Origin of the sequence: Streptomyces bottropensis ATCC 25435 (genome assembly GCF_000383595.1) — a bacterium.
GTDB lineage: Bacteria > Actinomycetota > Actinomycetes > Streptomycetales > Streptomycetaceae > Streptomyces > Streptomyces bottropensis.
Window position 1 is genome coordinate 5484568 of the sequence record NZ_KB911581.1, and the last position, 19688, is coordinate 5504255.

Here is a 19688-nt window from a genome sequence, read left to right on the forward strand (position 1 = left end):
GACGGGCCTCGGCGGGTCACGGCTGGAGGCCCTGGCCTTGGCCGGGACCGGGCTGCTGGTGCTGCTGCTCGTGCTCCTGGCGGCGCTGGTCGACTGGGTCGACCGGGTCGGCGGCAGAGGGCGGGACCTCTCGGTCCTCGATGGCGCGGCGGCGGGCTTTGGCCGCGCGGGTGAAGGCGGCGAGCCGTTCCAGGTTCTGCGGTGTGCGCAGCCACGTCGCCGGGTCGGTCGTACGGCCCTCCAGGTACTCCTGCGGCATCGCAGCCTGCTGATGGGCTTGGACGGCGGCGGCCGGCTGCGCCGGGGTAAGCATGGCGTCCCGGCCCAGGTGGTCGACGGCGTGCGGCGGGTCTGACGCCTGATCGTGGTGGTCTTCCGTGTGCCCGGCGGCCGGGGCGTCGCCCCGTGCGGCGGCGGGCGGGGTACGGGCGGCGCGGATTGCGTTCTGCACGGCGAGGCTGGCAACCCGAGCCCGCTCGTACCGGCTCGACTCGCGAGGCGGCTTGCCGTCGGCGCCGACGATCCACCATCTGTCGGGCTCGGCGAAGCCGGCTTTATAGAAGAGCTGGTCGGTGGCCGGGGCCCGGCGGCCGGGCTGGGGAACGGTGGACTGACGGCAGTGGTCGGACAGGGCGCGAGTGGCGATGTAGTCGTCCAGGCCGCGCGTGAACTCCTGGCCGCGCAGGGTCTCCAGCAGGTGCCGGCGGGCTTCGGCCAGGACATGGCGGCGGGCGAACTTGCCGCGGACGGTGGAGACGACCGCGGCGACGTCGACGGCGGCGAGTAGGGCGTCCACGTGCGGATCCACCCGGGCCCGGATCGCCGCACCCACTGTGCGGCAGCGCTGAAGGAGCCTGTCGACCACCTGCTTGCCGAACTTCAGGAGCGCGGACGCCTTCCACCATGCGAGCAGCTGCTTCAACGGGCGCGGGGTCTTCTTCTCGGGGCGGGTCTCCTGCGCCGCCCACCAGGCCAGGCCCTGGCGGGCGCGCTCGCCGGGCAGCCGCCCGTGCTTCTCCGCGTATGACGGCGGGTCGACGACCAGTCGATGAGCTCGGAGTCGACACCGGCTATCTCCATCACCGGGCGCAGGCCGGGCGTCACCTCCCTGGGCACCGTCGCCAGCCCCAGCTCCTCACACACCTCGGTCGTCATCGCGAGGGTGTAGAGCGTCCCGGCCGCCACGACGTGCCGGTAGAGGCGGCCGGTGTCCAGGGCACCCCACACCGGCTCACCATCTTCGTCCAGGCGCTGCACGCGGTTGAGGACCAGGCAGTGGTCATGCAGGAGCGGGAATCCGTCCCGGTTGTCGAAGTGCCGGAACGCCGCAAACGACCAAGGCCGGCGTCCTCGCACGCCCGCGTCCCGAGGACCACCGGGTCTCCGCGACCTCATCCTCAAACTAGCGCAGCGCCTTGGCGATAGCCCGCTCATGCGCCCGCTCGATGACCCGGCGCGTCTTGGCGTCTCCCAACGCCCACAAAACATCACTGGATACGCGGACCCTCTCGCTCCCAGCAAAGAGAACGAGGCGACGCGAGGCGCACACGCGCGTTGAGGGGGCCGGTCGGTGACCGGCCCCCTCATCCATGCCCTGTGGGTCATCGACACGAGTCGTAGACAACCTCAGCTGACATCCCGCTCCCCACATGTCTGCGGACCGGTTATGCCCGAGCCCCGGTCGGATGTGACGCAGCCGACCGGGGCTCGGGGGTTACTGGTAGTTCGTTAAATTCGGCGGTAGAGGTCAATGCCGTGTCCGGTGGTGACCGCGTCGATCAGGGCCTGGAGGTCCGGGGGGTGGGTCTCTGTCCGTCCAGGATCGCCACCATCGGTTCAGGGTGGTGGCAGGGGTGAGCCAGGCGCGGACCGAACGTAATGCCTTGGGCCAGCAGGGCTGTTGGGGCTGGTGGTGTCCGGTTGGTCCCCCTCTCTGGCCCCTCGTCGGGGCACGGGTCCGGGGCGGTGGCATCCAGGGGTCCGGGTGGGGCGAACCACTGGTCCCAGCAGAAGGAGAAGGCGCAGTTGACCAGGGTCTGGTGGCGGCGGATGGCGCGGTCGGAGCGGACCTGGAAGTCGGCCCAGCCGAGTTCGTCCTTGATCTGTTTGTAGCTCTGCTCGATCCACGGGCGCAGGCCGTAGAGGCGGACGATCTCGGCGAGGTCGGCCGGCGGATGCGGGCCGGCGGCGGCGTGGGGTGCGTCCGGGTGGGGCAGGTTGGTGGCCAGGTACCAGGTGGCCTTCTCCGGCAGCCGGGCTGGGTCGGTGGTGGCCACGACCAGACGGCAGGATGAATCGGGGCCGTAGCCGCCCAGTCGGGCATCGGCGGCCCACCAGGTCTCACTGTGCCCGTCGCGGAAGTGACGCTCAACGGGTGTCCAGTCGCCGGGACGCCTTGCATCCTTCCAGGTCAGGACGTGAGCCGCTTCGATGGGGGTGTGCGGCTGGTCGGCCGGGGCCCAGGTGCCGCGGTGCGGCTTGAGCGCGACGACGTAGGCCAGGCCGGCCTCGCGCAGTGCGAGATACCAGGTGTCACTGACGGAGTAGGCACAGTCGGCGACCACGGCCCGGCAGCTGAAGCCCGCCTCCTTGCCCCGGGCCGCGAGGGCAGCGGACAGCTGTGGTTTCGTGCGGAAGGCCGGATCGGCCCGGCCGCGGGGGAAGTGGTGGGCGGGGGTGTAGGGGTGCGCGTGCAGCGGGTAGTAGACGCGGCCGTCGGTCCACACCGTGGTCACCGTGACGATGCCGTTGTCCGTCTTGCCCAGCCGGCCCAGCCACTGCCGGCCCACGTGCGCGGTCGCTCGGCCGTCCTTGCGGTCCCCGGAGTCGTCGATCACGATGACCCCGCCGTCGTGCGGAGCCGTCGCCGGCTCCTCGCGCAGCAGTTCAAGCCGCCGGTCGTTGATCTGCTCGGCCTCCCAGGGCGACTCGGACAGGAAGAACTGCAGCCGCTGCACCCCTGGCTTCCCCGCACCGGCCACCGGCTCCGCCCCGGCCAGGCAGGTGATCGTTTTGTTCCGCTCCCGCGGCGCCAGCAGCCCGGTCAGATACTCACGAAACCCCCGCCGCTGGGCCAGGCTGAAGAAGAGGTCGTCGAACCGGGCCACGTAGTCCTCCAGCGGCCCCGGCGCAGGCGGACACGGATGGCGAGGAGTCATCTTCAGCCCCCAACAAGGCAGTTGGCCCCTATCACCGGCCTACGACCAACCCGACCCGTCGTCAACCCACACCACCGCCGGACTTAATTAGGGGTTCCACGAGTCGCTTTCGAAAATCCACCGGAAGTCGTAATTGGCCCCATTGAGAGCGAACTTGGTCGTTCTCACCTGATTGTCCCACGGGTCATAATCCCGCTTGCTGAACGCCTGGGAGCCGAGGTCGTCGTCCTCGAAAGTGTCCTCTTCCCTCAGCCTGACCTGGACGTCCCTGTCGGTGATGTTGTAGTGGATATGGCTGAGGTCTACTACGGAACCTCCCTCCATGCCCTGGGGGCCCCAGAGCACCTGACCGTTGAACATCATGTATGCCTCGTCATCGCCGCCGCCCCTGGAGGTCTCGATGCACCTCAGCTCTAGGGCCCAAAGATTGATGGTCATGGCTGCCTCCATGTCGATGCAGTACTTCACTATCAGGCTCGAACATACGGGCACGGCTCGCCACCGGGGCGGCGTCCCCGTCGTCCAGCTGCTGCTGCCCAGTGAGGTAGCCGACCCTCACCAGCCACACCACATACACCAGCACGGCGGCCACGATCAGCGCTCACATCGCATGCCCCGCCCGGCGCCGCCGACTCGCCTGTTTCAGCGGGAGTGGCCCGGCTTCAGCCGGTCCATGTGCATGCCGGTGAGCCGGGTCCGAGCCCGCGTCGCCGGGTCCGCCGTGTGGTGCGAGGCGCGGCCCTCTCCTGGGCCGTGGTCCTCTCCTCGCCGTTGGCAAGCCCGAGGTGCCGTCGCGCGTCAGCGGTGGCTGCGAGGACGGGGGCCAGGGCGTGGGCCGTGTCCGGTCCGAGCACGGACAACGCCCCGGCGAGGGTGTCGATCGCCTCCAGGACATCCTCCGTAGCCTGCGTGTTCCAGCTTTGCGGCCCGGCTATGTCAGCGAGATGGCAGGCATGTCGGCGATCTCTTCGGCGTACTGCTGCACCACGGGCCTGGCGTTCTGCGGTTCCATGCCCGTGCAACGCGTCCCGGACACAAAAGATCACGACACGTGCCGGCGGGGTCAGCGGGCGAGGGTGACCTCGACGACCGTATTCGGGCAGCCGTCGAGGACTTCGGCGAGTGCGGCCTGTTCGGCCGGGTCGATCACGAGGCCCCAGCGGGTTTTGACGGCGGTCCAGTCGGTGGCGTAGGTGCAGCGGTAGTCGGCGGCGGGCGGCTGCCAGGTGGCGGGGTCCTGGTCGGACTTGGAGCGGTTGGACGTGGCGGAGACAGCGATGAGAGCGCGGGGTTCGTCGAGGTCGTTGGCGTAGGCCTGGCGTTCGGCCGGGGGGCATCCGGAGGCGCCGGAGTCCCAGGATTCGGCGAGGGGGACGAGGTGGTCGATGTCGAGGGCGCGGGCCACGGTGAAGGAGGTGTCGTCGTATGGCGAGTGCCAGGAGCCGCTCGTGGAGGAGCTCGCGGTGGAGGTCATGGCGCAGCTGCCGGACGACCGGGCCCGGCGGGAGGTGCTGGCGCTCGTGGAGGTCGCGCGGATGGATCCGAGGGTCTGGCCCGATGTGCGTGACCCGGGCTCCGTGGAGGAGATCCGGGAGGCGTTCGGACGGCGCTGCTGGATCCAGTACATGCCGCATGCCGGTGCGATCGAGGTCCGTGACATCGGCTGGGCGGGCTGATTGTCAGCGGCAGCAGAGTTCCTCGGACCAGTGCCCGGAGCGCGCCCCCAGCCCGACAGCGTGCATCCGGGAATCACTGGTGCCGGGCAGTCCCCTCCTCCGCGACTGACAGCGGGATTGATGCTGGGCTCCTGTGCGGTCACCGGGGTCTCCTGGGCTGAGGACATGGCGGGCGATCCGAGCGCACGCGGGAACACCAACGTCCCGGCCCTGTCCGGACAACGGGCGGCCCGGGCGCCGGGCGCGTCCGACCCTGACCGGACTGCCCGGCGACTACCGCACTGGCCTGGTCCGCCGCCCCGCTCAGCACCACTGCGAGCGCGCTGTACGGGAACTACGAGAGGTCGATGGGGACTGTCCGCGACCGCTCCCACAGCGGGCGGGCATGCCCGGTCCCCTCGCAGTGGAAGCACTGGCCGGCCACGGGTGTGCGGGCGCCGGGAGTGCTGATGCCGAGGGTGCCGATGGATTCCCGCAGGAGCTTGGTGAGGCCTGCGATGTGGCCGGTGTGCAGCGCCAGTTCCTGCCTCCTGCCGACCGTGACCTCCAGCTCGATGTCGGGCACGAGAGCGGACTCGCCGATCCGACTGTCCCCGGAGAGGCCGCGCGTCACCGTATTGATCAGGTCGTGAAGGCGGCCCAGCGTCTCTGTCCCGGACAGTCCCACCCGCGCCGCGAGGACGATGTCGTCCGGTTCCATGAACGACAGCAGCGCCGACGGCCGCTCGAACGGCACGCTGCGGCCGACCGGCTCGGGGTGGGCTGCGTGGAGACGGGACATCGCGTACCACAGATCTCCCGGATAGCCGTCATGGTTCTCCCGCGTCGATTCCTTCTCCTGTTGCCTGTTGAGCCTCATGGCTGCCTCCCGGTTGATGACATCGGAGTACCTGAGTACGCCGTGGCCAGGGCGCGGTACGCGCCGTGGCCCTCGTCATCCCGCCGGGTGGCGCGGCGACTTCGGGAGCCGTCCCGCAGCGTGGTCCCGCGGTTGCGTCTCGGGCGTGCCCGGGTCAGGTCTGCTGCCGCTCCGGACGACGGCTGTTGGGTGAGGGAGCGTCGTCGTCTCCGGCGGGCCTGCTCCGCCCCTTCAGCGGCCTATGGGCTCCGGGTAGCGCTCGCGGCGTTGGTCCGGGTCGTCGACGCCGATCTCGTACCAGGGCTCGCCGCGCTGCAGCCGGGGCAGGGTGTTCACCCAGACCGCGATGGCGATGCCGTGCACGTCGGTGGTGAGGGCCTGGCGGCGGTTGTCGAGCAGGTGCTCCTCCTTGCCCGCCAGAACGACGTGCAGCCGCGGGAAGGTCTGGGAGCGGGTGTAGCGGTGGCACTGCCAGAACGGGAACGTGCGGCCGATGGTGCCGCGGGCTCCCTCCCAGACGCGGTGCCCGGCGTATCGCTCGTAGTCCCAGACCTCCTTGGCGAGGCGGGCCTGGGACATGGTGCCGTTGTCGAGCTCGAAGAGGCGCACCTCGCTGGTCTGGGTCGGCACGGCGAGCACGGCGTCGGTGTTGAAGCTCAGGCCGGTCTCCTTGATGGCGTGGTTCACCTCCACCTGCCAGTCGGTCAGATGCTCACGGCCGCCGGCGGGGAACGTGGCGGTGTAGGCGAGGGTCGTGTCGGTCACCGCGACGCCGTGCGGGCCGAGCCCAGCCTTCACGGCCTTCACGCCGGTGCCGGCCTTCGGGCGGGGCGGCAGCTCGTTGCCGTCGGCCAGAGCCTTCTGCCCCGCCGGAGTCAGGTTCCAGATCTGATGCTTGCCCACCTTGCCGTTCGTCTCCGCCAGCCCCAGCCGTCCCGATCCTCCGCCGTGATCACCTGAGCCATCTGCCGGGCCGTGGCTATCCGCACGCACCCCAGCAACCGCAGCGCATCAGCCCGCACCTTCCCGGCCGTGGGAGTGGATTTCTTCCCCTTCGCTGGCACTTCAGGGGAAGGGAGAAAGGTGTCAGCGTGCCGGGAGGCCCCCTGGCGGACGGCGTGAGCTGCAGTGATGGGCACTACGTTGGAATCGTTCGCGGCACTGGACGCGGCACTGCTTCCCGGGCCGCCGAACGAATGCTCAGCACGCCTTGAGCAGGTGGGGCGCGGCTCGGGTTCGGGCTGCCGGGCACTGCTGTACGTCATGAGAAGGTTCCTCACGCCAATGGCGCGGTGGCCGGGGCCAGCTCATCGACTACGACGCAGAGCATGACACAGAGTTGGTGGAAACCCTCTCGCGCTACTTCGACTGCGGAGGCAACTACGACGATGCGGCCGCCGCCCTGACAGTCCACCGCAGCACCCTGCGCTACCGGCTGCAGCGTATCCGTGAGATCAGCGACCGCGACCTGGCGGATGTGGACACTCGGCTCAATCTGCAGGTGGCGACACGCGTCTGGAAAATCATCCTGAGTGGACGGCGCTGACCGCAGTCCTCACAATCCGGCTCCCCCATCAGCCCGCACCGGCGCACGCGAAGCACGGGCAGCGTTCTCCCAGGGGACCTCGGTCACCGGGAATCCCCGTCAGGACGGCTACGTCACAGGTTCTGGCACCGCTTGGCGATATAACTGCGCGGCCTCGCGTAAGAGGCCCTAACAGAAGTTGTTGATCATGTGACTTTCGGGTTGGGTGGTCGTTGGTCTGGTCGTGGGGAAACGTCAGTCGCGGCCGTGGATCGTGTCGGATGAACTGTGGTCGCTCATCGAGCCGTTGCTGCCCGGGCCGGGTCCGAAGCTGGTGGAGGGCAGGCCGCGGGTGCCGGATCGGCAGGCGTTGTGCGGGATCCTGTTCGTGCTGCACACCGGTATCCAGTGGGAGTACCTGCCGCAGGAGCTGGGCTTCGGTTCGGGGATGACATGCTGGCGGCGTCTGGCCGCGTGGAACGAGGCCGGTGTATGGGAAAAGCTGCACGTGGTGCTGCTGAGGAAGCTGCGGGCCGCGAAGAAGCTCGACTGGTCGCGGGCGGTGATCGACTCCTCCCACGTCCGGGCAGCTCGGCGCGGCCCAAAAGCGGGCCCAGCCCGGTCGACCGCGCACGGCCGGGCAGCAAGCACCACGTCCTCACCGACGGACAGGGCATTCCGCTCGCAGTCTCGCTGACCGGTGGAAACAGCAACGACGTCACGCAGTTGCTGCCTCTGCTGGACAAGGTTCCGGCCGTGGCCGGCGTCGTCGGCCGGCCCAGACGCCGACCCGACGCGCTCCTCGCAGACCGCGGCTACGACCACGACAAGTACCGGCGCCTGCTGTGGGCGCGCGGCATCCGTCCCGTCATCGCCGAACGAGGCCAGCCACACGGCTCCGGCCTGGGCATCTTCCGCTACGTGGTCGAGCGCACCATCGCCTGGCTGCACGGCTTCCGCCGACTGCGGATCCGCTGGGAACGACGCGACGACATCCACGAAGCCTTCCTCGGCCTCGCCACCTGCCTGATCACCCACCGCCACGTACAACGCCTTTGTTAGGGCCTCTAAGAAGCCGTATCTCAACCGATCATGGAACGTGCAGGTCGAACAGGTTTCTCGCCGGGGTGATCTTCTGGCGGTCGGCGCATGAAGGCAGGGCCCCTTGGTAGCTCGGAGGTGCGAACCGAACCGAGCAGTACCAGGAGGCCCTGTTGTCGCAGTTGTACGCGCTTACGCCCGCTGTTCTCAACTTCGGCTCCCGATCGTGTGATTGCCTCGCGCACGTGTACGGGAATGCGGCCGATCATCCGGACCGGGTCCGCCGCTATCCGTCGGACATGACGGACGCAGAGTGGGCGGCCATCCGGCCGTTGCTGCCGGTGCCGGCATGGCTTCAGGGGCGGGGCGGACAGCCCGAGGGCTACTGCCACCGTCAGATGTTGGACGCGGTCCGGTATCTGGTCGCGGGCGGGATCTCCTGGCGGGCTATGCCCGCGGACTTCCCCGATTGGGGCCGTGTTTACGCCTTCTTCCGCCGCTGGCGCGAGCACGGGCTGATCACCGAGTTCCATGACCGGCTGCGCGGTCGGGTGCGTGAGCGCGAGGGCCGTGAGGCCGAGCCCACGGCCGGAATCATCGACGCGCAGTCGGTACGGGCCGCCGCGACGGTGCCGGCCGCCTCACGCGGCTACGACGGCGGGAAGAAGGTGCCGGGCCGCAAGCGGCACATCGTGACCGACTGCCTCGGCCTGCTCCTGGTCGCCTGCGTCACCGCCGCGAACATCGGCGACCGGGACGCCGCCGCGGGCCTGCTGAGGCGGCTGCGCCGCCTGCACCGCGACATCACCCTTGTCTGGGCCGACGGCGGCTACACCGGCGACCTCGTCGACTGGTGCCGGCAGGAACTCGCCCTCACCCTGCAGATCGTCAAGCGCACCGACGACATGAAGGGATTCGTGGTGCTGCCCAGGCGCTGGGTGGCAGAGCGCACATTCGCATGGCTGATGAACTCCCGCCGCCTGGCGAGGGATTACGAAACTCTGCCCGCTACCAGCGAAGCGATGATCCGATGGTCGATGATCACGCGGATGGGCCGGCGTCTGGCAAGGCCACGGGCCGCCGGACAGCGCTGAACGTCCCTGACGACTCCTGCACCAGCCACCCGCGCTCCGCCAGACGCCTGGCCTTCGAGCGCAGCCCCTCGACCTTCGCCGGCGTTGTCTCCAAGCCCAGCTCCACCGCGATCTCCCTGGCCTTCAGCGGCCCTCTGCCCGCTGATCGCCCCTCCTCCAGCACACCCAGAAGCCGCTGATAGTCCGGCGCCAGCACCGTCACCGGCAACCCGTCCCGCCAGGGCGGCACCATCGAGCCCGGCACGGGAGAGGACACGTGTTCCCGCTCCGCCCCGGCCCCGGTCACGGCAGTGGACTCAGCCGCAGAGACAGCCAGGGCCTCGACCAGCTCCTCCCGCGCGATCACCCGCCGGTCCAGCTCGATCTCCGCGGCCTCCAACACCTCAGTCAGCCGCGCGACTTCCTCCCGCAGCCCTTCCACCCGGACCCGGGCAGCCGCCTCCCGCTCCTCCAACATTCCCAGCACCGACGCCACCGCGCACCCCTCGACCATCAAGCGGACACAAGACGCCGCATACTTCCCTCACTCCGAGCGAAACCATGCCTGACCAGCAGGAATCACACGATCCAGTTCGGTTGAGATACGGCTTCTCAGCATTCCAACGCGGCCTCGCGGCCCTCGCCCAGTACATCCAGCGGGAAGGCAGAACCGTCGTTGGAAGGGCGCACATCGAAGAGTTGCCGGACAGTTCGGCGATCAGGCTGGGGGTGTTTCTGAGTAACCAGAAGGCCAGGCGCGACCGTCTGGATACGGAGCAGCGAGCAGCCTTCGCTGAGCTGGGCTACACCTGGGCCGTAGAGCAGCCCGAGCGCGGCTGACAGCACGCCTGCAAGGTCAGGGGCGCCCGGCAGAACAGCCATGACCGCTCACGCAGCCACACCAACAATCACGGAGCCTGATCACTGATCACCGCGGACGACCCAACCTGATCACCCGGCCGCAAACTGACGAACCCCCACCTCAGACCGCGACACCAGAACCCGGCCCCACCCCCAAAACGACCAAGCACCCTCAACTCCACCACACTGCAAACCGGTAACCCCAGATCAGGCCCTCGCTCGGTGATCAGAAAGCCTGCTCCTGGAGAGCACCGCACTCGCCGACCTCGGAGTCGAGTGGACGTGGGCAACGGTCGTGAGGGTTGTCAGCCGAGTGCGCCGCAGGGGTCGGTAGGGCCTTGCTCGCGAGGTCGCACGGCGGGCGCAGGCGGAGTCGCGGACGTTTCTTACTCCGCAGGACGGCGAGCGCGCCACGAGTCGGCGTGCGTTCTTCCGGGCTTGTGGGCCTGCGCCGATCGAGCCCGATACGCCGGGCGCCGTGTGGGGTGCGTCCGTGTCCGCCATCCTCCGTACGACGGCGCGGTAGCCGGGAGACGCACTTGCTCAATCGAGCGTTTTGCATGTCCCGGCCCGGGGGTCGCTTCTGGTTCGGCGTTGGTCGTTTGTCGTCGGTGTCATGGTTTTTCTCCTTGGTGCGGGGCAGGGGCATAGATCCGATGCCCCTGCCCCGCGTTAGAGCCTTACGGACGGCTCAGGGACTAGGTGGTTGAGTGGTCCACTCGCCTACTGCGCGATGTGTCCCACTGGTGTTGGTGCCGGCTCTCGCCTGGATGCCGTTGCATCCTTGCGTGGGCTGAGGACGTCGTTTTGTGGATGCCTAAGCAGGCACTGAAACACCCCTGGTGGCAGCGGACTTCGTCCGTGCTCACCTGGTTGCAGCCTGGCGTACCTGGCAGTCAGGCTGCAGTTTCTGGCGTCGACAAAGCGCCTGTTGCCGTGGCGTTGCAACCACGGGTCGGCGCCGGCCATGACGGCCGTCGGCCTGCGAGGACTAGCACCTCCTTCTGTCGTGTTCGAGGACGCGCCCATGGCCTGGTGCCATGCGCTGCGGCTGTTGCAGGGACTTGCCGGTCGTACGTGCGTCGCAGGGCAGTACAGGTTCGCCGGCCTCAACGGAACGAGTGCCCTCGTTCCTCCTCCTCGAAGGCCGGTGCTGACTGCGGCGACCAGTTGTGCGGCGATGCCGATCGATGCATACACGACCGCAAGGTCGTTACGACTTCGCTGGTGATGGTCCACCGGTTACCTGTCCTGTCCGATGAGGTGCAGGGTGTCCTCGTTCTCCAGGGCACGGCTGATCCGGTTGATCACCGTGTCCGGGTCGGGGCCGTCCGACACGAAGTGGGCGATGGCAGCGTCGCTCTCCGCCAGGAAGTCGAGCATCCGCTGATGCGGGCTGTTTGGCAGGGGCTCTGGGATGTCATCGAACATAGAGTGCTGTTCCTTTCGCATGGATTTGACCGGAGGCGAGGGTGTGGGCCGAGCGTTGCAGCGCTCGGCCCACACCCTCGTTATGCGGTGGTGCGATGCTGTCTGCCTCTCTGTGATGGGGGCTCTTCGCCCCTGCTGCCGAGACCTGGCTAGGTCCCGTCCCCGAGGTACGGAAGCGGCGGCCCGAGTGATTGGCTTCCGCACCTCAGAGGCAGGCTCTAGACGATGCCTACTGACCGTTGGCTCACTTGAGGCCGCCAGCCTTCCGGACGGCTGATTGGTAGCGGCGCGACACGGTGGCCGCGCTCACGTCGAGAAGCTCCGCGACCTCGACGCCGCTCATGCCCAGCAGGACCCGGCAGGCCCATACCGTGTATTCGGCGTCGTTTCCAATAGCCTTCTGGACTTCGTGGAGCAGCTCGATGAAGCGCACCGTGGCGGCCGTGGGGTCCATCTCGCCGCGCCCCGTCAGCCACGCCGATGAGGCATCGCCAACCCCCTCCAGGGGCATCTCGACCATCTTCTTGTTCTTGCGAATCTGGTCGATCATGAGGTGCGTGGCGATCTTCATCGCGTAGGCGATCGGGCGGCCGGTGAAGACGTGGCCCCTCGCGATCTGCCGGCACATGCGGTAGAGGGTCTCCTGGGTAAGGTCCTCCGCGGTGGGGAGGTCTCGGGTTGCCCTCAACAGCATTCGGCAGATCGGCTCGTAGCACTCCTTGACTAGCGCCGTAGCGTGCGGGATCTGCTCTGGGGTCAACCGCAGCGGCTTTGGGCTGGCCCCCTTCTGTGGGTCACCTCCGTTCTGGTCGTCGTCTTCCGGCTTGTGGAATGCGGCCATTGCAACTCCATTTCTTCGGGTCGCTACCTAGGTCCACGCCAGGAGGGCCGGAATGTTGCACGGGGATGCGCCCAATTTTTGCGGGGCAGGGCGAAGGAAGGTTCGAAGGCGCAGGGAAGGAGTCGCGACCTGGAGAGACGACAACGTCCGGGCACCGCGGCGCGGCGTGCCCGCCGCCCAGCTCGCAGGGGACGAAGGGGTCCACGCCAGTCGGCCCTGCGCGAGATGATCACACCCCACAACGGAAGAGCCTCATCGCACGGTCGGCGGTGTTCGCCGCCCGGGGCGAACACACCGGGACGCGTCAGCGGCGACAACTGGGTGAGAACTGATGGAGGTTGGACCACTCGCTGCCCATTGTCATGGCATCTGCATCTATTACACGCTCCGTCACGAAGAGCGCTACGGTGTGTACCAAGCGGCACCGAGGGGGCGTAGTGCACCGCTTTCTGCCCTCCCTGTCACCCGCGCGTGAGGTTCAACCCAGCGCCCCACCAGATGGACGCGGGCGGAGAGGCTAGAGGTGAGAAGTGCGGACCGAGTTCGGTGATCTTGTGGTCGAGCAGGCCATCGTCCACGTAGTGCCCAAGCGCATCCGTGGAGAAGAACTCGCCCCTATCGAACTCAGCCAGACTGTGTGCCAGCTCGACAACACGGTACGGACGCAACTGCAAGCAAGACTTCGCACCGTTCTCGACCGTCTGGCGCGCGAGGTCGTGGAGGAACCCGAGATCGAAGCCGGGCTCCCCGCCGCTGTCCGCGCGTTCCTGAACGACAAGCAGGATCTCGTCAGCGTCTCAGGTGAGATCGCCCACCTGCTGCGTGACAATCAGACCGCGTCCAGCCCCGCGGGACTGCTCCTCGTCGCCACCGCTCGGCTCGGCGACCAGCCGGCGCTGCTGATGGTCAAACTCGAGCAGGAAACCGGTATGCAGGCCAACTCGATCGTCACCGACGGCCTGCGCACCTTCGACGTGCAGTACTTCGCGAACCTGCTCTTCACCGAGCGATCCAAGGTCTACAAGGTAGCCCTGTTCTCCCAGCAGGGAGCCGCGGAGGAGAAGCTGGAGGGGTGGGCCGCTGACGCGCAGATGTCGGGCAAGGCCGTGGCCAGGTTCTTCCTGGAGAAGTTCCTCGGCTGTCGGCACAAAAACGATCCGCGAGAGCTTACCCGTCGCTTCCACGACACGGCCATGGAGTGGGTCAACAGCCGCATCACGGATCCGGACGTGCGCATGGACTACGTCATGGCGGTCATGGTCGAGCTGCAGAGCACCGCATCCACGCTGGATCCGACAGCGTTCATCAAAGAGCACGTCCGCTCCGCGCACCGCGACGACTTCGCCGAGTTCCTCGAGGAGAACGACGTCCCTGTTCGTGTCTTCGACAAGGACATCGAGCTGGTCGGCAACCGTCTGCAGAGGATGAGGGTGGAGCTGTCTAGCGGCGCTTTCCTGGTGGCACCGGTGGAGGCCGTGCAGGACGGAAGCATCGAGCTCCAGGACCTGGGAGACGGCCGGATTCTCGTCACTATGCCTGGCACCGTCACCAAGACCAGCAGCTTCGCCGGGACGGGGCGCCGCGCCCAGACCAAAGAGGAGGGCAAGGCGGCGACGACGCCCGACTCCTCCGGCGCTGACGGTGCCTCGATTCCCGCAGCCCGGTCACAGACCGAGCAGCGCCCTGCGGACGGCGAAACGCCAGCGGCGCAGGCATGATCTCCACGTCCCTCAGGTCATGCGGCGGCCCGCGATGGCCCTGACGCCGGACCAAGCGCTGCAGCGCTTCAAGGAGCAGCAGGAGCTGATCGGACAGGCAGCCAAGGCGACCGCTGATCACATCGCGCGCGCCGCCGCCCGTGAAGAGCTCGCCTGTGCAGTGAGCTGGCGAGCCAAAGAGCTCAGCAGCTTCGAGAAGAAGATCGACCGTAAGGGCTACACCGACCCCTGGACCGAGATCACCGACAAAGCGGGCGTCCGTGTCGTCGTGCAGCACTCCGGGCTTCTGGATCCCCTCAAGAAGGTGATCACCGACTGCCTCGAGATCATCGACGTGGAGGACGACCGGCACGTCGCCGGGAACGAGGACCGTCTGAGTTATCCCCGCCTGCACATCCAGGCGGTCATGGCCGGCGGGGAAACAGACCCGGACGGCAAACCGTACGAGTGCGAGATCCAACTACGGACCGAGGCCGTCGACTTGTGGGCGCGGATGTCGCACAAGTTCCTCTATAAACCCGGTGTCGCCCCTCCTGCCGATGTCAGCCGTTCGCTGTACCGTCTTATTGCTCTGGTCGAGCTCTACGATCTCGAAGTCGAACGGGGGGCGAAGGCCATGTCGAAACACCCCCAGCTTGTCCGCGGCAGCCACCTACTCGATCTCGCCGAGCAGATCTACCAGACCTTCACCCACCACCCCTACAGCCGGGATCTGTCCTACGAGGTCGTCGAGGTGCTCGCCGACGCCATCGACGACGAGACCGCCTACGGCGAGCGACTCGCCGAGTTCGCCGAACGCTTCCACGACCGCCTCGAACGGATCTACACCGACTACGGGCCCACCAGCGTCCACGCCATCGAGCACGGCCGCTACCTTCTGACGAGCCAGCCAGAAAGTCTGATCATTTTCGAACGGCTGACCAACGCGCGCTTTGGCATTCTCGAGGCGTGGGAGCAGAGCGAGCTGTCCGAGGCATGGCTGAACGACTTGGCCGATGCCTGGGGAACAGCCTTATGAGCAGCCCTGCACCGCCTCAGCCGCCGACTCTGGCCGCCGCCACCGCTATGTTCATCGAGGTCCTCGTGGTCGGCATCGGTACCCTGTCCGCCGGAACCCTGCTACTGATCGCCCTCATCGGCCCCGCCACCACAGCGAAACTCGCGCCTGCGACAGACTCCACGCTGGTTGCCGGAGCAGCTCTGGCCGCCGCCTACGCGCTGGGGGTCCTCACCGACCGGGTCGCCGACACCACCTTCATGCCGATCGACCGCCGACTGCGCACCGCGTCCTTCCCCACGGAAGCTTCCTACGCACGAGCGCGTCTGCGGCTTGCGGAGATCCCCTCCCTCTCCGCCCAAGCCGACTACGCACGCTCCCGTACCCGGATCTGCCGCGGCTGGGCGTTCAACACCGCTGCTTTGATCCTCACCTCGGACCTGGCGCTCCTGCGCTACTCCTTCGATCGCCGCCCGCTCGTCATGGGCGCCATCACCGTCCTCGGTCTGCTCATCGCCTTCGGCTTCTACCGCTCCTGGCACATGCTCACCGCCATCAGCTACAGCAAACTCGCGGAACAGACAGCCCTGCTGGGTCCCAGCCCCGCTCTCCCCAACCAAGGCCCGGTACAACCGCAACCCGGTGCCGGTACCTCCGGCACTCCGAACTGACGTCACAGCTGGCCGGCAACCGAACGGATGCGGCAGACGGCCCTCGCCGGCCTGCCACGCGATGCTCGTCGTCCCAGCCAGGCCACCCTCCTCAGCATCGAAGACGAGATGACCACAACACGGACAAGGACGGCGACTACTCACCAGCACAGTCGCCCGGCCACGGTGATCACCCGCGGACCGGCTCCCGGGAACAGTCACCAGATGGCGGGGAGCGACCACCTCCCGTCCTCGCTGACCAAACCACCCATGGGTGCGACGGCTACCCTGTCGCGGTGACGACCTCGCGAATACTGTCGATCGCCCTCCAGGACACCGGCCAGCCCCCGCTGCGTCCACTGCCAATCGAAGCAGCCGAACTGCTTCACGACCTTGACGCTCCGCCACGCCTGGTCGCCCATCTGCGAGCAGTCCACGACGTTGCAGGGCAACTCCTCGAATGGATCGCTGCACGCGACCTCGATCTGGGCATCAACCCGCAGGCCGTTCTCTTCGGAGCCGCCACCCACGACATCGGCAAGGTGCAGCACCCCGCCGAGTTGTCCGCTCCCGGCGCACAGCACGAAGAAGCCGGCCGTGAGCTGCTTATAACCCGAGGCATCGATTCCGTCATGGCTCGCTTCGCCGGAACACACGCCGCCTGGACCGCCGATGAGGCCGGGATGGAAGACCTCCTGGTCAGCCTGGCCGACAAGATCTGGAAGAACAAGCGGGTCCCCGAACTCGAAGATCTCGTCGTCGCCAGACTCGCGGAGGCGAGCGGAAGGTCGGTCTGGGAGGAGTTTCTCGACCTGGACAGCGTGCTCGCTCGCATCGGTGACCAGGCCGATGAACGCCTCGCCTTCCAGATGTCCTACCCCACAGCCGGGAACGGCCAGCGACTGCCTAACTTCCCGGACGCGCTCACGACATGGTTCGCCGAGAACGACGCGGTCGTCTGCGCGCGTGGGATCACCGCCGAACTACGGCACTCCCCAGAAGACGGCCGGCTCAAGAACAGCGCATGGCTGACCGTCGAGGCCGGGAACCGGGTCATCCAGATCACTGTCTGGAGCAGCGGCGAAGCCGAACTCGACTACGTGGACCTCGGGAGTGGGGACAACCGTCCTGAGCACCGAGACCTCCAAACCGACCAAGAACTCCATGCTCTCCTCAGATCCGCGCTCGACTGGGTCGACCCCGGCACGAACGGTTGATCACGAGGATTGGACACGACTCTGCGGACGGACGTCGACGACAACCAACGCGGACTCGAACGAAACACCAGCTCAACGCCGCACGATTGGACACTCAATCGCGGAACCTACAGCCCGAGACGCAGCAGAGCCGCCAGCGTCAGGGCGACGGGGGCGGCTCTGCGAGTCGAGCGGTCAGCAACTCGATGGGCGGAAGGGGACGACGTTGTCCGGGGCCGGAGGGGGCTCGGGAGTTGGGTCCTTCTTCTGGGTGAGAACAGCGCCGGCGAGAGTCAACAGAGTTACCCGCTGGCGAAGTTCTTCGAGCTCGGCTTCTTTGTTGGCGAGGGTCTTCCGGAGTTTGGTGACGGTTTCCCGTAGTCGCCTTTCAGTTTCCGGAATCTGTTGCGTCTCGTTGCGGACGCGCTCGTAAAACTCATTCTTCAGATCGGCATGCCGCCTTTGGAGGGCCATGCGGTGGACGCCGGCCTCAACGGCAAGGGCAACGACGGTGAGACTGCCGTTCGAGGTGGTGGCCTGTCCGGCCAGGAGCCGGTCCATCGCCTCACGGATGCGGAAGCGCTCGTCCTGGTGCTGGTGGTTCATGCCGGTGCCTCGGCGGTCTGGGCGGTCGCGTCGTGAGTGTCGGCCGTCCTGCGGAGTTTGTCGGCGTTGGTTCGTAGCCGCTTGCCGACCGGGCCAGGGGCGTGGGCGGCGAGTTGATCGATCTCGCTGGCGCGCTCCCGCAGCTGGTGGGCATGAGTGTCGGTGCGGACGGTGTTGCCGCAGCCGGGCCGGCAGTCGTACTGCCGCGGGGCTGTCGCGCCGGGCTCGGGTTCGCAGAGGGCGGTGTCGTGTTTGAAAGCGCAGATCAAGAACGCGTCTGGGTTGTCATAGAGCACCACGCCGTCCCGGGCGAGGAACTTGGCGGCCTTCCTCGCGAACGTCCCAGGGACGATGCATCCCTCGAAGCGAGGGGTCTGGGCAGCAGCGGTGAGGGCCCGCCGGGCGCCGGGGCCGGAGACCTTCTCCCCGTCGGCGAGGCGGTCGCGCAGACGGGCGGCGGTGTCAGCTACGGCGAGAGCGGTCTCGATGTCGAGCTCGCTGTGGATGCCGCCTCGGCTGCGGGAGCCGTAGCCGCTGGAGGTGCGTACATCCAGGATGGTGCGCATGTGCCCGTACTGAATCGCGAGCGCGATCAGTCCGCCGGGGCGGCGGGCGATGTGCCAGGCCAGGTTGTGGCTATGGTTTGGAGCTGACCGTTGACCGCTGCGAGTGCCGGAAGTGCTATCGGCTCTGGGCAGCATCGATGAGGATCTGCGCGATCTCTCGAAGGGGATCCCAGCGCTCGTCCAGCTGCACCTGGCCAGCTTCCGCGGCGTCAAGCAGAGCATCGATCCTCTCTTCGACGTAGCGCTTGTTCTGCAACTCTCCCTGCCACGTGTTCACCGATTTGTTCAGTGATGTCCACTGGATGGGGACGGGATTTCCGTCGGGGCCGATGAGGCAGTCCAGGCCGAAGTAGAACTCGACGGAGCATGCTCGGCCGTTGATGTCATCCAGACTGGGGCCCGAAGGTCCGCGGGTTGGGTAGGCGCGGGCGTAGTCCAGATCGGGCAGATTGCGAGCGACATAGGTCTTGGGGAGAACAGGGTTGGCCAGAGTCTTCAGTGCTGCCCGTCCGGCCGCATCGTTGTCGACGAGGGCGACGACACGGTTCATCACACCGGCGGCTGCGAAGCTCCTGAGGTTGGCGACCACGCGGTCTGTCCCGCCGGCGGCCTTGGTTTCCTCGAGGTCCCAGAAGGTGAAGTAGCTGGCGATATCAGGCCTGACGAGACGTAGCGCCCGGCCCAGGACGCGGGAGTCGTACTTCCCTTCGGTGATGACGATGATGGGCCCACTGCTTGCCATCTCGTCTCGCAGCTGCTGGAGAGCCTCGGTCGAGACCGCCTCACTGCTCTCAAAGTAGCCAGCGTCAAGGAGATCGCTCAGGTCGAGCTGCAGGACGGCTTGAGGATCTTGGGAAGCCAGGATCAGCGCTAGGAGCGGCCTCGGATCGACTTCAGGATCCTCGGTGAAGTAGTCCAGATCCGAAAGGCAAAGCTTTTCCAGCTCGGTCAGATCCGGGTGCTCGTCGTACTTTGACCACTCCCAGTCGGGCGCCTCCGCCCGCTTCAGGTAGGTCGCAACCCCAGTGCTGATGACCTCTTCGGCGGAGACCCGGTAGCAGTTCTCCTGACTGCCCGCCCGCCGTTGGGGACGGCTCAGCAGCAGAAGACCATCCTCTAGGTCGTCCTGGCTAAGCTCCTCGAGTGGGTCGTCCACGTGAAGCTCCTCGAGCTCCTTGATCATTTCCTGGCGGCAGCGCTCGGAATCGAAGCCCATCAGCTTGAGGCGCGTGATCGCCGTCTGGACCGTAGTGCGGTAACCGAAGCGCTCACGTTGGTCGACGTTCTCTTCCTCGAACCAGTCCCACCCCGCCTCCCCGCCTGCATTGACCTCGTCCGTGCGCCGAGCCCACTCGGCATGTTGGTACTTGTCTTCCTCACGGAAGACAGTCATCAGCTTGGCGGGCGTCTCATTCTTCCCGCTCCTGATCTGCCGGTCACCCAACAGGAGGTGCCAGTAGTCCCCCACGCGCCTCTCCGATCCGTGTGCA

Annotated in this window: 20 protein-coding genes and 2 pseudogenes; 9 read left to right on the plus strand and 13 right to left on the minus strand. The window is 67.3% G+C overall.

What is annotated here, in order from left to right; genetic code table 11:
- Positions 1–16: 16 nt before the first annotated feature.
- From STRBO_RS45505 to STRBO_RS0124455, 5 genes and pseudogenes are all read right to left on the minus strand, one after another.
- Entirely contained in the window at positions 17–922 is a 906-nt protein-coding gene (locus tag STRBO_RS45505; protein ID WP_005477033.1) for a hypothetical protein, read from the minus strand.
- Positions 919–1356 (minus strand): relaxase domain-containing protein, encoded by a 438-nt coding sequence (locus STRBO_RS43510; protein WP_005477034.1) that lies wholly within the window; start codon positions 1354–1356, stop codon positions 919–921. The genes STRBO_RS45505 and STRBO_RS43510 overlap by 4 nt, the downstream gene beginning before the upstream one ends.
- A 391-nt stretch (positions 1357–1747) precedes the next feature.
- Positions 1748–3158 (minus strand): annotated as a pseudogene (locus STRBO_RS44935) (IS701 family transposase).
- A gap of 87 nt (positions 3159–3245) precedes the next feature.
- Positions 3246–3596, minus strand: coding sequence for a hypothetical protein (locus STRBO_RS0124445; protein ID WP_158690954.1), 351 nt, complete (start codon positions 3594–3596; stop codon positions 3246–3248).
- Between the two features lie 625 nt (positions 3597–4221).
- Positions 4222–4632 carry an HNH endonuclease family protein gene (locus STRBO_RS0124455; protein ID WP_005477039.1) on the minus strand — a complete coding sequence of 137 codons (411 nt, stop codon included), beginning with the start codon at positions 4630–4632 and terminating at the stop codon, positions 4222–4224.
- Between STRBO_RS0124455 and STRBO_RS44940 the strand changes: the two genes are divergently transcribed.
- Positions 4631–4834: a hypothetical protein gene (locus STRBO_RS44940; protein WP_005477040.1), complete on the plus strand. Its 204-nt coding sequence runs from the start codon at positions 4631–4633 to the stop codon at positions 4832–4834. The two genes, STRBO_RS0124455 and STRBO_RS44940, sit on opposite strands and share 2 nt — an antisense overlap.
- Before the next feature lie 334 nt (positions 4835–5168).
- On the opposite strand, the gene STRBO_RS0124465 is transcribed toward STRBO_RS44940, so the two are convergent.
- Together STRBO_RS0124465 and STRBO_RS0124470 are read right to left on the minus strand one after the other, a co-directional pair.
- Positions 5169–5693, minus strand: a complete 525-nt coding sequence (locus tag STRBO_RS0124465) for a hypothetical protein (RefSeq protein WP_005477041.1) — start codon at positions 5691–5693, stop codon at positions 5169–5171.
- 231 nt (positions 5694–5924) lie between these two features.
- Positions 5925–6596, minus strand: coding sequence for a replication-relaxation family protein (locus STRBO_RS0124470; protein WP_005477042.1), 672 nt, complete (start codon positions 6594–6596; stop codon positions 5925–5927).
- Between the two features lie 397 nt (positions 6597–6993).
- Here STRBO_RS0124470 and STRBO_RS0124475 point away from each other — a divergent pair.
- From STRBO_RS0124475 to STRBO_RS0124490, 3 genes and pseudogenes are all read left to right on the plus strand, one after another.
- Positions 6994–7239, plus strand: a pseudogene (locus STRBO_RS0124475) (PucR family transcriptional regulator); the annotation flags it as partial.
- A gap of 250 nt (positions 7240–7489) precedes the next feature.
- Positions 7490–8280, plus strand: a protein-coding gene (locus STRBO_RS42090) for an IS5 family transposase (RefSeq protein WP_425336042.1) whose coding sequence is annotated in 2 segments (ribosomal slippage) — positions 7490–7820 and positions 7820–8280 — 792 coding nt in all. Because the reading frame shifts where the segments join, the coding sequence is not laid out codon by codon here.
- 152 nt (positions 8281–8432) lie between these two features.
- Positions 8433–9353 (plus strand): IS5 family transposase, encoded by a 921-nt coding sequence (locus STRBO_RS0124490; RefSeq protein WP_237547417.1) that lies wholly within the window; start codon positions 8433–8435, stop codon positions 9351–9353.
- Here the strand turns inward: STRBO_RS0124490 and STRBO_RS0124495 are convergent.
- Positions 9301–9846, minus strand: coding sequence for a hypothetical protein (locus tag STRBO_RS0124495; protein WP_020114957.1), 546 nt, complete (start codon positions 9844–9846; stop codon positions 9301–9303). The two genes, STRBO_RS0124490 and STRBO_RS0124495, sit on opposite strands and share 53 nt — an antisense overlap.
- A gap of 47 nt (positions 9847–9893) precedes the next feature.
- Between STRBO_RS0124495 and STRBO_RS0124500 the strand changes: the two genes are divergently transcribed.
- A complete protein-coding gene (locus STRBO_RS0124500) occupies positions 9894–10172 on the plus strand; it encodes a helicase associated domain-containing protein (protein WP_202499142.1) in 279 nt (92 codons plus the stop codon).
- Between the two features lie 1263 nt (positions 10173–11435).
- On the opposite strand, the gene STRBO_RS40485 is transcribed toward STRBO_RS0124500, so the two are convergent.
- Together STRBO_RS40485 and STRBO_RS40490 are read right to left on the minus strand one after the other, a co-directional pair.
- Complete coding sequence (locus tag STRBO_RS40485; RefSeq protein WP_020114959.1) at positions 11436–11624, minus strand: hypothetical protein; 189 nt, start codon at positions 11622–11624, stop codon at positions 11436–11438.
- Between the two features lie 244 nt (positions 11625–11868).
- Positions 11869–12465 carry an RNA polymerase sigma factor gene (locus STRBO_RS40490; protein WP_020114960.1) on the minus strand — a complete coding sequence of 199 codons (597 nt, stop codon included), beginning with the start codon at positions 12463–12465 and terminating at the stop codon, positions 11869–11871.
- A gap of 530 nt (positions 12466–12995) precedes the next feature.
- Here STRBO_RS40490 and STRBO_RS0124515 point away from each other — a divergent pair.
- The 4 genes from STRBO_RS0124515 (at position 12996) to STRBO_RS45695 (ending at position 17047) form a co-directional block, all read left to right on the plus strand.
- Positions 12996–14183 (plus strand): nucleoid-associated protein, encoded by a 1188-nt coding sequence (locus STRBO_RS0124515; RefSeq protein WP_005477051.1) that lies wholly within the window; start codon positions 12996–12998, stop codon positions 14181–14183.
- A gap of 19 nt (positions 14184–14202) precedes the next feature.
- Positions 14203–15201 (plus strand): nucleotidyltransferase family protein, encoded by a 999-nt coding sequence (locus STRBO_RS0124520; RefSeq protein WP_005477052.1) that lies wholly within the window; start codon positions 14203–14205, stop codon positions 15199–15201.
- Complete coding sequence (locus tag STRBO_RS0124525) at positions 15198–15851, plus strand: hypothetical protein (RefSeq protein ID WP_237547419.1); 654 nt, start codon at positions 15198–15200, stop codon at positions 15849–15851. Before STRBO_RS0124520 ends, STRBO_RS0124525 begins: the two co-directional genes overlap by 4 nt.
- Before the next feature lie 275 nt (positions 15852–16126).
- The gene (locus tag STRBO_RS45695; RefSeq protein ID WP_005477056.1) at positions 16127–17047 is read left to right on the plus strand and encodes an HD domain-containing protein; all 921 of its coding nucleotides are present in this window, start codon (positions 16127–16129) and stop codon (positions 17045–17047) included.
- Positions 17048–17221: 174 nt separating this feature from the next.
- Here STRBO_RS45695 and STRBO_RS0124540 read toward each other — a convergent pair whose 3' ends face one another.
- The 3 genes from STRBO_RS0124540 to STRBO_RS0124550 form a co-directional block, all read right to left on the minus strand.
- Entirely contained in the window at positions 17222–17632 is a 411-nt protein-coding gene (locus STRBO_RS0124540; protein WP_005477058.1) for a hypothetical protein, read from the minus strand.
- A complete protein-coding gene (locus STRBO_RS0124545; RefSeq protein WP_005477059.1) occupies positions 17629–18198 on the minus strand; it encodes a hypothetical protein in 570 nt (189 codons plus the stop codon). Before STRBO_RS0124545 ends, STRBO_RS0124540 begins: the two co-directional genes overlap by 4 nt.
- A gap of 115 nt (positions 18199–18313) precedes the next feature.
- A complete protein-coding gene (locus STRBO_RS0124550) occupies positions 18314–19666 on the minus strand; it encodes a HEPN/Toprim-associated domain-containing protein (RefSeq protein WP_005477060.1) in 1353 nt (450 codons plus the stop codon).
- Positions 19667–19688: the final 22 nt, after the last annotated feature.